Source organism: Acidiphilium sp. 34-64-41 (assembly GCF_002282635.1).
GTDB lineage: Bacteria > Pseudomonadota > Alphaproteobacteria > Acetobacterales > Acetobacteraceae > Acidiphilium > Acidiphilium rubrum.
Window position 1 is genome coordinate 1 of sequence record NZ_NCJX01000012.1, and the last position, 11,984, is coordinate 11,984.

The window sequence follows — 11,984 nt, forward strand, 5'->3', positions numbered from 1 at the left end:
GGCGGCGCCGAGGCGCCAACCTATGCCCAGCTTTATTCGGGAGCATGGGTCCACCCCACATGTAGTGGGTGTCTGACTTAACCGGATAGGCACGCGTCAAACCAAGGGAAATGGAGTAATCACGAAAGCAGTTTAAGCGAGGCTGAAATGATTGATCTAGCTGGCCAAATCAGTTTGATTGCCGGGATGAGCGGTGATGACCCCGTCGGTATGGATGCCAAATTCAAGGCTGTGAGAGCGGCTCTTGCCAGCAGTACCGCAACGATCAAGATCACCAAGGGAATTCATCAACGAGACAGCAAGGCTCATTTCGATATCGTCGTAAGTGGTACGAAAGGCGGCACGTTTCATGTTTTTGTTATCCCCGGGGTCGCCACCAGCCATACCGGCGGAAAATCCTACTCGGGCAAAACCATAGTACGGCAATTGGCCGCTTATATTCCGAGCGGCCTGAGCGTCAATGATGGGGTGATCAAGACATGGCCAAGCCAATTTAAGCTGGTCGAACTTGAAAAGCCGGTTGGTCGTACCCGGGGATACAGCTTGAGTATTGGCAACAGCCTCCCGCCCCCGACGTTCCTCGAAGCAACGACAAAAAATCCGGTATATTACGCCGTTAATTGACAAGCGGGGTTCGCTTTTCCGGTCGGACCTCCCAATTATTGGAAGTGACCGCGCATCCCACCCTGCACGACCTGCCGATCGGCATCGACGCCACCGGCTTTCGCACCGAGACCGACTCGATGGGCGACATCCAGGTGCCGGCCGATCGCTACTGGGGCGCGCAGACCCAACGCAGCCTCAAACATTTCGCCATCGGCGCGGACCGCATGCCGCTCGCGGTCTACCGGGCCTACGCCATCGTCAAAAAAGCTGCCGCCATGGTCAACGCCGAAGCCGGCCACCTGCCGGCGTGGAAAGCCGCCGCGATCATTCGCGCCGCCGATGAAGCCGTTAACGGCGAGTTCGACGATCACTTTCCGCTGTTCGTTTATCAGACCGGCTCCGGCACCCAGTCGAACATGAACATCAACGAGGTTCTGGCCAACCGTGCCAGCCAGTTGCTCGGCGGTGCCATCGGCAGCAAAGCGCCGGTTCACCCGAACGATGATCTCAACCTCGCCCAATCCTCCAACGACACCTTTCCAACCGCGATGCACATCGCAACGATCGACGCGCTCGACGGCCAACTGCTCCCCAACGCCACCGCCCTCGCCGCCGCGATCGAAGCCAAGGCCCAGGCCTGGCTCGACATCGCCAAAACCGGCCGCACCCATCTGCAAGACGCGGTGCCCCTCACCGTCGGCCAGGAATGGTCCGGCTACGCCCATCAGCTTCGCACCGCCCTCGCGCGCATCGATGCCTGCAAACCCGAACTCTACCAACTCGCCGCCGGCGGCACCGCGGTTGGCACCGGCATCACCGCCTGGCCCGGCTTCAGTGCTGCCATCGCCGGCCAGATCGCCAGCCTCACCGGCAAACCCTACGTTACCGCGCCCAATAAATTCGCGGCCCAAGCCTCGCTCGATGCTCTGGTCGCCACCATGGCCGCGATTCGCGGCCTCGCGGTCGCCTGCCTGAAGATCGCCAACGACATGCGCTGGCTCGCCAGCGGCCCGCGCTGCGGCATCGGCGAACTCATCCTGCCGGACAACGAACCCGGCTCCTCGATCATGCCGGGCAAGGTCAACCCGACCCAATGCGAAGCCATGGTGATGGTCTGCATCCAGGTGATCGGCGATGACAACGCCGTCGCCTTCGCCGGCAGCCAGGGCAATTTCGAACTCAACGCCATGCGCCCGCTCATCATCAACAACATCCTGCGCGCCTGCCGCAACCTCGCCGATGCGTGCGGCACGCTCAACCGCTTCTCGGTCGCCGGCACGACCCTTAACCGCGCCCGGATCGATGACCAGCTCGGCCGCTCGCTCATGCTGGTCACCGCCCTCACCCCGGAAATCGGCTACGACCGCGCCGCCGCCGTCGCGCACCACGCCGAGGCCGAAAACCTCACCCTGCGCGAGGCCGCCATCGCCTACGGCGGCATCGACGGTGCGACGTTCGACCGCATCGTCGATCCTGCCCGCTTGGTCGGCACCGGATTATCCGGTGCCTGAAATCCGGCACTGGCCCTCTGCGGTGGTGGTGCTTATGCTCACCGGAACCTTCTGAGCGAGCGAGACATATGATGGACACTGCAATCCCGACCCACCTGCCCAGCATTTTCGTCAGCCACGGCTCACCGATGCTCGCCATCACCCGCACCCCCGCGCGTGATTTCCTGGCCCAGCTCGGCACCACCCTGCCCCGGCCAAGTGCCGTGCTGATGGTCTCCGCCCATTGGGAAACCGAACGTCCCATGGTCAACGCGGTCGCGCGCAACGAGACCATCCATGATTTCGGCGGCTTCCCGCGCGCCCTGTTCGAAATCCAGTATCCGGCACCCGGCGATGCCACGCTCGCCGCCCATATCGCGGACCTGCTCGGTGCGGCCGGTTTTCCCACCGGCATCGACCACGCCCGCGGCCTCGATCACGGCGCCTGGGTGCCGATGATGCTCGCCTACCCGGATGCTGATGTGCCGGTCCTGCAACTTTCCGTGCAATCCCATCGCGGCCCCGCTTATGCCTACGCCATCGGCCAGGCCCTGGCACCGCTACGCGCCGAAGGCGTGCTGATCATCGGCTCCGGCAGCTTCACCCACGATCTGCGCCGCTTCCGTGGCCAAGCGGTCGATGCCCCGGAAACCGCCGACGTCACCGCATTCAGCGCCTGGATGGACCAACACATCGCCGCCCATGATGTCGATGCGCTGATCCACTACCGCACCCACGCGCCCCACGCCGCTGACGAGCACCCGACCGAGGAACATCTCCTCCCGCTGTTCACCGCCCTCGGCGCCGCCGGCGACGCGCACACCGCCCAACGCCTGCACAATTCCACCGAACACGCCATCCTGCGCATGGACGCCTACGGGTTCGGTTGACCCGGACCGGCAAGGGGTTTCGGATGCCGCACACCGGATAAGCCGAATCCATTTAAACAATCTTAAATTGCGTGTTATCGGTCTGCATCACATCGCGTGAGAGGCAAACCAATCGTGATGCAGGGCGACCCAAGGCTGATCATCCATTGCGGCTTTCATAAAACCGGCAGCACCGCCCTGCAGGCAACGCTGCGGTCAAGCGAAACACGATTACGCGCGGCCGGGTTCCTCTACCCCTACGCCGGAAGCCGGGACCGACCAGGCCGGATCAGCAGCGACCCCAGCAGCAGCGCGCACCACAACCTGGCCTGGCACATGGTCCGCCACCAGCTCTGCAACCCCGCGCATGGCGATCCTCCTGCCCTGCTCGCCGAAATCGCAGGATTTGCAGGCGATGTTATCCTGTCGAGCGAGGAGTTCGAAACCTTGCTGACCGGCGCCGACGGACCCGCCATCCTGCACGGTCTGGCGGGCCAAGCCGGCCGGAAACTCGTTTTGGTCATCTACCTTCGCAACCAGATCGCGTATGCCGAAACCCTGTTCCTCGAACTGATCAAACACGGCATCGGCACCGATTACGAACGCCACGCCGATGAAATCCTGCAAACCGGCCACCGCCGGTTCGAAGAGGCGGTGCATTGCTTCGACTATCAGCGTGCCCTCGCCCCGCTGCGGGCAAGCACCGATGCCAGGATCATCCTGCGCAACTACCACGACCTCGGCCCGGGCGGCATCGTCGCCGACTTCGCCGGCCTGTTCGGCCTCACCGACGCGCTGCGACCAAGCCCCGGTCGCGAAACCGCCAACCACCGCCAGTCAACCGCAACCGCGCTCTACACGTTCCATCGCAATCGCACCGGCCAGCGACCCTCGCCGATTGAGCGCAACCGCATCATGCGCATCGCCGCCAGTACGGATCAGTCCACCAGCAGCGCCGATCTGCAACACCGGTTCGCCAGACGCTTCGGCCCCGGCAATCGGGCGCTGTGCACGGAATGGCAATTACCAACCACGGGGCTCGATGCCGCACGCATGATCCGCCCGGCATCCGAACTTCCGCTCGAATCGCTGTTTTCGTTCGAAACCCAGTGCGCCATCACAACGCCCGAAACCGCGGACCTGCCCGCCTGGCTCGCCGCAATCGGGCTCGAAAACACCACCATCCCGCTCTCGGCCCGCATCCTCGATCGCCTCCAACAAGCCCACCGCTACCGCCGCAGGGTCGCCGATCGCGTCATCAACAAAATCTTTAACGAACCCGGCTCAGCCCCCGCGCCTGCACCGTCGTCACCCCGCTGAACCGCCGCGCAACCGCAACGCCGGCCCCACCGAAGCCACCAGCAGCAAACTCGCGACCACCAGCGGCAACCCCGCCGTCCACACCGTCGCCACGCCGCCGGGCCCGAGACAATTCGCATACACCGAGGTGAACAACAGCGGCCCGATCAACGCGGTCAGCCCGGTCAAACTCGCCAGCAACCCCTGCAACCGCCCCTGCTCGGCATCGCTTACCCGATGCGCCATCACGCCCTGGACCGCCGGCATCGCCAATCCCCACAGCGAAAACACCGGTACACCCAGCCAGAACACCATGCTGTGCCGGGCAAAACCAAAAATCAGAAACCCTATCGCGCCGCCCGCCAACCCCATCGCCAGCGCCCGCACCTCGCCGAACCGCTGCACCACCGGCCCGACCAGCAACCCGCCGACCAAGGCAAACCCCACCCCTGCCGCCGCCAGGGTCAACCCGATTTCGAGCGGCAACCAGCCATATCGGTCCTGCACATAGAGCACGAGCACCGAAGGCACCGCCTGCAACGCCAGCGTTCCCAACGCATACACGCTCGCCGGTGCCGCAATCCGCGGCCGCCTGAAAAACCCCAGCGCCGATAACGGATTCAACCCCCGCCAACTCAGCCGCGTGCGCGCCCGGCGCGACAGGGATTCCGGCAAAGCCACCAACCCATACAAAAAATTCGCAAGCGCCAGACCCGCCGCAAACCAGAACGGCAGCCGCAACGAAATGCCGCCCAAAATGCCGCCCAGCGCCGGCCCCAACACAAACCCCAGCGCCGCCGCGACACCCGAAACCCCGAACGCCGCCGCCCGCCGCTGCGCCGGCGTCACATCCGCAATATACGCATTCGCCGCCGCAATATTCGCCGACGATGCGCCCGACAAAATCCGGCCGACAAACAACCACGCCACATCCGGCGCCAACGCCATCACCGCAAAATCAACCGCCTGCCCCAGACACGACACCAAAATCACCGGCCGCCGGCCAAACCGGTCCGACAACGCCCCCAACACCGGCGCCGTCACAAATTGCATCGCCGCCCACGCCGCGCCAAAAAACCCGAATACATGCGCCGTCAACACCACATTGCCGGACACCAACCCCAAAACCAGCTTCGGCAACACCGGCAACACAATCGCCATCGCCAACATGTCCAACAAAATCGTGGCCATGATAAACCCAAACGCCGCATCCCGCCGCCCCGCCACGCGGCTGATCATGGATGGGGATTGGGGGTTGGGGCGTCGGTAAGCAAGCAAGGCCAGGGGGCTCTGCCCCCTGGACCCCCGCTAAGGGCGAGGCCCTTAGAACCCGCTAGTTTTAGGCGAGGGGAGGGCTGTCCAGCCCATACACGCGACAAATGCGAGGTAACGCCCTCCCCTCGCCTAAAACTAATGGATTTTAAAGGCTCCGCCTTTAACGGGGTCCAGGGGCAGAGCCCCTGGCCTTGCTTGCTTAACCATCCCCAGCCCCCAGGCCTCATCCGTAATCAGCTTCGGTGGTAACGTCGTGGATACGGTCGGAGGCGATGGTGTTCAGGATGGGGGACAGGATGGTGGCGACCGCGACGTTGACGACGAAGGTTGCGATCGCGATGTAGCAGGGGAAGGTATAGCCTGCGATGTGGAACGGGTAGATCGATCCGGCGAGGTGATTGAGCAGTGCGTAGTGCGTGGCAAGGCCGATGCCGCAGGCCCAGCCGACCAGCAGGGCCCAGCCGTTGTAGAAGCGCGTGAACAGGCTGAACACGATGGCCGGAAAAATCTGGATCATCCAGATGCCGCCGAGCAATTGCAGTTGGATGGCGTATTTCAGCGGCAGCGCAAAAATGAAGGCGAGCGCGCCGATGATCATCACGATGGAAAACAGCCGCGCGACCATCGATTCCTGTCCGGCGGTGACGCGCGGGTTGATGAACTGGCGCCAGATGTCGCGCGTGAAGATATTCGCGGAGGCGATCGCCATGATGGCGGCGGGCACCAGCGCGCCGATCGCGATGGCGGCGAACGCGATGCCGACGAACCAGGGCGGCAGGGTCTGGATCAGCAAGGCGGGGACCGCGAAATTGGTGCCGAATTCCTTAAACCCGGCCGCGAATTGCGGCATGGTCGCAACGCCCGACGCCACCGCCATGGCTCCAAGCAGCGTGATCAGCCCAAGCATCAGCGAGTAGGCCGGCAGGATCACCGCGTTGCGCCGCACCACTTCGCTCGATCGCGCCGAGAGCACGCCGGTGGTTGCGTGCGGGTATAAAAACAGCGCCATCGCCGAGCCGAGTGCGAGCGTGGCGTAGCCGGAATAGAGCCCGCCGCTGCCGGCCGGCGGCTTGGGCAGCAGCAGCTTGGCCGGCGCGATTTTTGCAAAAATCGCGCCGAACCCGCCGAGTTCGGTTGGAATGACGATGATCGCGACAATGATGGTCAGATAGATCAACAGATCCTTGACGATCGCAATCATCGCCGGCGCGCGCAGGCCGGAGGTGAAGGTAAACGCCGCCAGAACCAGAAAGGCGATGATCAGCGGCAGATGCGCACCGAATCCCGCCCCGGTGATCCCCAATCCGCCGATCACGGTCTGCATTCCCACCAGTTGCAGCGCGATATACGGCATGGTCGCGACGATGCCGGTTATCCCCACCGCGAGCGCCAGATAGCGATTGCCGTAGCGTCCGCGCACGAATTCCGGTCCGGTGACGAAGCCGTGCTTGGCGGACACCCGCCATAATTTCGGAAAGATCACATACAGGATCGGGTAGGCGACAATCGTGTACGGCACTGCGAAAAACGCCAGCGCCCCGGCCCCGAACATCAGCGCGGGCACCGCTATGAAGGTGTAGGCGGTATAGATATCCCCGCCGATCAGAAACCACGAGATGATCACCCCGAATTGCCGCCCGCCGAGGCCCCATTCATCGAGCCTGGTCATATCCCCGCTGCGCCAACGCCCGGCGGCAAACCCCAGGCCGAGCACGAGCACGAGTAGAACCGCAAAAATGACGATCGCGATATCCATGGTCCTGCCCTCAGCTCTCGGCTTTATAAACGATGAAGATAATCACCGCCGAGAGCGGCACGGCTACCAGCTGATACCAGTAGAAGAACGGAAACCCGAACACCGCCGGAAGGGCGTGGTTGTAGAACGGCACCCATAGCGTGCCGATGAACGGGATGAGCAGCAGAAACCGCCAGGCGGACACGCGTCTGCCGCGCTCCGGCTCCGGCTCGCGTGATGACCAATCGGGTGATGACATGGCGTGGCTTGGACCTCCCGGTTTCATGGCCCCGATGCCGGAGCCGTTACCGGAGGTTTAGGCCGATCCCTCAAGCCGTGGCAAGAATCCCGCGCCCGGACAGCACAATGATCGCGCACGCGGCGCCGGCATCCGGAAAAACCGGGTGGAATGAACGCACGTCGCGGCCCCGCTGGATCGGGCGCTGGATCGGGCGCTGGATCACCGCATGGCATCGCCGGTGGCAAGCGCGGGCGCGGCTTCGCGCTGTTCGGCCACCCGCACGCCCCACATCAGCCCCGCATAGATCACCGATGCGATCACGAGCCCGACGAACCAGGAATATGTGTAAAGTGTCACGAACAGCGGCGCGACATGGGTGAAGCTCGCCGGAAACGCCGCATTCAAAAACCCGGGCAGATTGGGCAGAATGCTCAGGATCAACGCCGCGAGTGCGGCGAGGTTCCAGCCACCGCGATAGGTGTAGCGGCCGTTCGCTCGATATAATTCAGCGACATCGAGCCGCCGGTTGCGGATGAACACATAGTCGACGATCAGAATCCCGGCGATCGGGCCGAGCAGCGCGGAATAGCCGATCAGCCAGGTGAAGATGTAGCCATGCGTCGAAGCCAGGATTTTCCAGGGCATCATCACAATCGCGATCACCGCGGTGATCATGCCGCCGGTCCGGTAACTGACATGACGCGGGCTGAGCGACGAAAAATCATAGGCGGGGCCGACCAGATTGGCCGCAAGGTTGACGCTGATGGTATCGACCAGAAGAAACACCAGCGCGAGCAGCACGGCCGCGCCGCTCATTTTGCCGGCCAGGGTCACCGGGTCCCAGATGGCGGCACCGTAGATCACCACGGTGCCCGAGGTGACGAGCACCGAGAACACCGCGAGCAGTCCCATCGGCACCGGCAGGCCGATCGCCTGACCGATCGCCTGATCGGCGCGGGTTTTGGCAAAGCGCGTAAAATCGGGAATGTTCAGCGCAAGCGTCGCCCAGAAGCCGACCATCGCGGTGAGCGAGGGAAAGAACACCGCCCAGAACTGCCCGGCCTTCGCTCCACCGGCGGCGAAGGCGGACGGCTTGTCGAGCAGCGGGCCAAAGCCGCCAACCTTATGGTAGACCCAGCCCAGCAGCAGCGCGCAGATCACGATTTTGGCCGGTGCTGTGTAGGTCTCGAGCTTACGGATCGCCTCGATGCCATGCAGCACGTACCAAAGCTCGATCGCCCAGAACAGCAGAAAGCAGACCAGTTGGGCAGCATCGATGCCGAGCACCGGGATCGGCGCACCGCCGATCGGATGGCCAACCAACACGCCACCCAGCGTGTAGATCATTTCACCGCCGAACCAGGTCTGAATACCATACCAGCCGCACGCGACCAGCGCGCGCATCATCGCGGGCAGCCTGGCACCGGTGGTGCCGAACGAGGCACGGGCGAGCACCGCGTAGGGAATGCCGTAGCGCGCCCCGGCATCGCCAATCAGCAGCATCGGCGCCAGCACGATCAGATTACCGAGGAAAACCGTCAGCACCGCCTCCGACCAGGACATGCCGGCGCCGATCATGCTCGAAGCCAGCGTGTAGGACGGGATGCACATGACCATGCCGATCCAGAGCGCGACGAAATGATACCAACGCCAACTGCGCTGCGCCGCCGTGGTGGGGGCAAGGTCGGCATTGGTCAGGTCGGTTTGGGCGTAAGTGGCACGGGTCATGTCAGGGCCTCGGCGTTGGGGACTGCTGGGGTTTGGCGAAGCGGGTTGTTAGGGTGATCCTGCCACGTCTGGCGCAGGCCGGCGGTTTGCGGCTGCATGGTGATGCAGCCGGTGACCGGGCAGATGTGATGGCACAGGTTGCAGCCGACGCATTCCGCCTCGATCACCTCATAGGTGCGCGGCCCATCGCCGCGGCGCGCAACGATGGCCTGGTGCGCGGTATCCTCGCAGGCGATGTGGCACAGGCCGCAGCCGATGCAGCTGGCCTGATCGATCCGCGCGATGGTCTTCCAGGCGAGGTTGAGGTCGTGCCAGGGAACATAATTGCCGAGCGCCCTGCCCCGCAGATCAGCGATGGTCGCGTGGTGTTTGCTATCCATCCAGTTCGCCAAACCATCGGTCAGATCATCGATGATGCGGAATCCGTAATGCATCGCGGCGGTGCAGATCTGCACCATGCCCGCACCGAGGGCGATGAACTCGGCGGCGTCGCGCCAGGTGGCGATGCCGCCGATACCCGAGATCGGCAGGCCGGCCATCGCGGGATCGCGCGCGATGTCCGCGACCATGCGCAGCGCGATCGGTTTGACCGCCGGGCCGCAATAGCCGCCGTGCGTGCCGAGACCATCGACGGCCGGCAGCGGGGCCATACTGTCGAGATCGACACCGACGATCGACTGGATGGTGTTGATCAGAGCCACCCCGTCGGCACCGCCGGCCCGGGCGGCGCGTGCGGGGATCAGGATATCGGTGATGTTGGGCGTGAGTTTGACAATGACGGGCATTCGCGTGTGCTGCTTGCACCAGCGCGTGACCATTTCGACATACTCGGGCACCTGCCCGACCGCCGCGCCCATGCCGCGCTCGGACATGCCATGCGGGCAGCCGAAATTGAGCTCCACACCATCGGCGCCGGTCTCCTCGACACGCGCCAGGATCGCTTGCCAGCTGGATTCGGTGCAGGGCACCATCAGGCTCACGATCATCGCGCGATCGGGCCAATTGCGCTTGACCGCGGTGATTTCCCGCAGGTTCAGTTCCAGCGGGCGGTCGGTGATCAGTTCGATGTTGCTGAGCCCGGCGAGGCGCTCACCCTGGAAGCCGAGCGCGCCGTAGCGGCTGCTGGCGTTGACCACCGGTGGGTCTTCACCCAGGGTTTTCCACACCACGCCGCCCCAGCCGGCGCGAAAAGCGCGCTCGACGTTATAGGCTTTGTCGGTGGGCGGCGCGGAGGCGAGGAAGAACGGGTTGGGCGCGCGGATGCCGGCAAAGCTGGTGCGAAGATCAGCCATGATGCGCCCCTTGATCAAGAAAACGATCGATCGCGGCGGCGGCGCATTTGCCGTCCTGCACCGCGCGAACCGTGAGATCGGTGCCGGCGACGCAATCGCCGCCGGCGAACACGCCGGGCAGGCTGGTGGCATGGGTGAGCGGATCGATCAGGATGCGGTTGGCGTACAGGGCGGGGCCGGTTGCATCGCCCGCCACCAGGGTCTGGCCGACCGCCTTGAGCACCATGTCCGCCTCGATTGTGAAGTGATCCGCCAGGGCGTGCAGCGTGCCGGCCGGGTCGAGTGCGGTGCGCGCGAAACGGACGGCGCGGAGCGCGCCCTCGCCTTCGAACGCGACCGGCGTGGCCCACAGCCGGAGTGCGACGCCGTTGGTCAGCGCCCAGTCTTGTTCCGCACCGGTGGCACCCATCGCCGCGCGGTCGCGCCGGTAGACAATGGTCACGAGTTCGGCGCCGAGGCGTTTGGCCTGGGTCGCCGCATCGATCGCGGTGTTGCCGCCGCCGATCACGACGACGCGCCGCCCGATCGGGACAGCGGCGGGATGGCTCTGGCGCAGGCCGGCAATGAAATCGACCGCATCGATCACCTGCGGCAAATCTTCGCCCGGCAGCGCCAGCGCCTTCACCCCGGCCTGACCAAGGGCGATGAACACGGCATCATGCGTCTGACGAAGGGTTGGCAGGTGGATGTCTCGGCCGAGGCGCTGGCCGGTTTTCAAGGTGATGCCGCCGATGCCGAGAACGAAAGCGATTTCGCGCGCGGCGAAATCATCGGTCAGCTTATAGGCGGCGATGCCGTATTCATTGAGCCCGCCCGGTTTGTCGCGCGCCTCGAACAGCGTGACGGCGTGGCCACGCAGCGCGAGCGCGTGGGCGCAGGCGAGCCCGGCGGGTCCCGCGCCGACGATGGCGACATGCCGCCCGGTGGCGGGTGCACGCTTGAAGCTTTGCGGTGCGCGCATCGCATGGTCGGTCGCGACCCGTTGCAGTGCGCCGATCGCGACCGGCTGCTGTTCCTGCGCCGTCCGCACGCAAGCACCCTCGCAGAGAATTTCGGTGGGGCAGACCCGGGCACAGGAGCCGCCGAGGATGTTCGATTTCAGAATGCGCTGACCCGCGCCGGTTAGATTGCCGGTGGCGATGCCGCGGATGAAGCCGGGGATGTCGATGCCGGTCGGGCAGGCGGCGATGCATGGGGCGTCGTGACAAAAATAGCAGCGCGCCGCCGCGATGGCGGCCTGGTCGGGCGACAAAGCGGGGTGGATATCGGCGAACAGGGCTTCGAGCCGCACCGGATCGAGCCGGCAACAGGCGATATCGGGCGGCGACAACAATGCATCCGGGACGGACCTATCGTTCATGCCAGGGAGCCTCCGTGACCGAAATGAACTTGACCAAACCTGACTGGTCGGTCAAGTTATTTCTGAAATTGATCAGATGGCCTAATTTT

General features: G+C 64.3%; 11 protein-coding genes. 4 read left to right on the top strand and 7 right to left on the bottom strand.

The window, feature by feature from the left end:
• Nucleotides 1–186 precede the first annotated feature (186 nt).
• The 4 genes from B7X49_RS03635 (at nucleotide 187) to B7X49_RS03650 (ending at nucleotide 4,285) form a co-directional block, all read left to right on the top strand.
• Nucleotides 187–624 (top strand): hypothetical protein, encoded by a 438-nt coding sequence (locus B7X49_RS03635; protein ID WP_286703453.1) that lies wholly within the window; start codon nucleotides 187–189, stop codon nucleotides 622–624.
• Nucleotides 625–668: 44 nt separating this feature from the next.
• Nucleotides 669–2,117 (top strand): lyase family protein, encoded by a 1,449-nt coding sequence (locus B7X49_RS03640; RefSeq protein WP_286703454.1) that lies wholly within the window; start codon nucleotides 669–671, stop codon nucleotides 2,115–2,117.
• 71 nt (nucleotides 2,118–2,188) lie between these two features.
• Nucleotides 2,189–2,986 carry a class III extradiol ring-cleavage dioxygenase gene (locus B7X49_RS03645; RefSeq protein ID WP_286703455.1) on the top strand — a complete coding sequence of 266 codons (798 nt, stop codon included), beginning with the start codon at nucleotides 2,189–2,191 and terminating at the stop codon, nucleotides 2,984–2,986.
• Between the two features lie 96 nt (nucleotides 2,987–3,082).
• The gene (locus tag B7X49_RS03650; protein ID WP_286703456.1) at nucleotides 3,083–4,285 is read left to right on the top strand and encodes a hypothetical protein; all 1,203 of its coding nucleotides are present in this window, start codon (nucleotides 3,083–3,085) and stop codon (nucleotides 4,283–4,285) included.
• Here the strand turns inward: B7X49_RS03650 and B7X49_RS03655 are convergent.
• The 7 genes from B7X49_RS03655 to B7X49_RS03685 all read right to left on the bottom strand — a co-directional run bounded on the left by B7X49_RS03655 (nucleotide 4,274) and on the right by B7X49_RS03685 (nucleotide 11,895).
• Complete coding sequence (locus tag B7X49_RS03655) at nucleotides 4,274–5,503, bottom strand: MFS transporter (protein WP_286703457.1); 1,230 nt, start codon at nucleotides 5,501–5,503, stop codon at nucleotides 4,274–4,276. The two genes, B7X49_RS03650 and B7X49_RS03655, sit on opposite strands and share 12 nt — an antisense overlap.
• Nucleotides 5,504–5,762: 259 nt before the next feature.
• Nucleotides 5,763–7,295, bottom strand: coding sequence for a monocarboxylate uptake permease MctP (gene mctP, locus B7X49_RS03660; protein WP_286703458.1), 1,533 nt, complete (start codon nucleotides 7,293–7,295; stop codon nucleotides 5,763–5,765).
• A gap of 10 nt (nucleotides 7,296–7,305) precedes the next feature.
• Nucleotides 7,306–7,533, bottom strand: a complete 228-nt coding sequence (locus B7X49_RS03665) for a DUF3311 domain-containing protein (protein WP_081849011.1) — start codon at nucleotides 7,531–7,533, stop codon at nucleotides 7,306–7,308.
• Nucleotides 7,534–7,603: 70 nt separating this feature from the next.
• Nucleotides 7,604–7,738, bottom strand: a complete 135-nt coding sequence (locus B7X49_RS03670; RefSeq protein ID WP_286838316.1) for a hypothetical protein — start codon at nucleotides 7,736–7,738, stop codon at nucleotides 7,604–7,606.
• On the bottom strand, nucleotides 7,735–9,243 hold the full coding sequence (locus B7X49_RS03675) for an NCS1 family nucleobase:cation symporter-1 (protein ID WP_286703459.1): 1,509 nt from the start codon (nucleotides 9,241–9,243) through the stop codon (nucleotides 7,735–7,737). Before B7X49_RS03675 ends, B7X49_RS03670 begins: the two co-directional genes overlap by 4 nt.
• Nucleotides 9,240–10,535 (bottom strand): NAD-dependent dihydropyrimidine dehydrogenase subunit PreA, encoded by a 1,296-nt coding sequence (gene preA / locus B7X49_RS03680; protein WP_286703460.1) that lies wholly within the window; start codon nucleotides 10,533–10,535, stop codon nucleotides 9,240–9,242. The genes B7X49_RS03675 and preA overlap by 4 nt, the downstream gene beginning before the upstream one ends.
• Complete coding sequence (locus B7X49_RS03685; RefSeq protein WP_286703461.1) at nucleotides 10,528–11,895, bottom strand: NAD(P)-dependent oxidoreductase; 1,368 nt, start codon at nucleotides 11,893–11,895, stop codon at nucleotides 10,528–10,530. Before B7X49_RS03685 ends, preA begins: the two co-directional genes overlap by 8 nt.
• Nucleotides 11,896–11,984 lie beyond the last annotated feature (89 nt).

Coding starts and splice junctions, on each gene's coding strand:
- mctP (WP_286703458.1), bottom strand. CDS start 7,295: ATGGATATCGCGATCGTCATTTTTGCGGTTCTACTCGTGCTCGTGCTC.
- B7X49_RS03685 (WP_286703461.1), bottom strand. CDS start 11,895: ATGAACGATAGGTCCGTCCCGGATGCATTGTTGTCGCCGCCCGATATC.
- B7X49_RS03635 (WP_286703453.1), top strand. CDS start 187: ATGAGCGGTGATGACCCCGTCGGTATGGATGCCAAATTCAAGGCTGTG.
- B7X49_RS03655 (WP_286703457.1), bottom strand. CDS start 5,503: ATGATCAGCCGCGTGGCGGGGCGGCGGGATGCGGCGTTTGGGTTTATC.
- B7X49_RS03665 (WP_081849011.1), bottom strand. CDS start 7,533: ATGTCATCACCCGATTGGTCATCACGCGAGCCGGAGCCGGAGCGCGGC.
- B7X49_RS03645 (WP_286703455.1), top strand. CDS start 2,189: ATGGACACTGCAATCCCGACCCACCTGCCCAGCATTTTCGTCAGCCAC.
- B7X49_RS03675 (WP_286703459.1), bottom strand. CDS start 9,243: ATGACCCGTGCCACTTACGCCCAAACCGACCTGACCAATGCCGACCTT.
- preA (WP_286703460.1), bottom strand. CDS start 10,535: ATGGCTGATCTTCGCACCAGCTTTGCCGGCATCCGCGCGCCCAACCCG.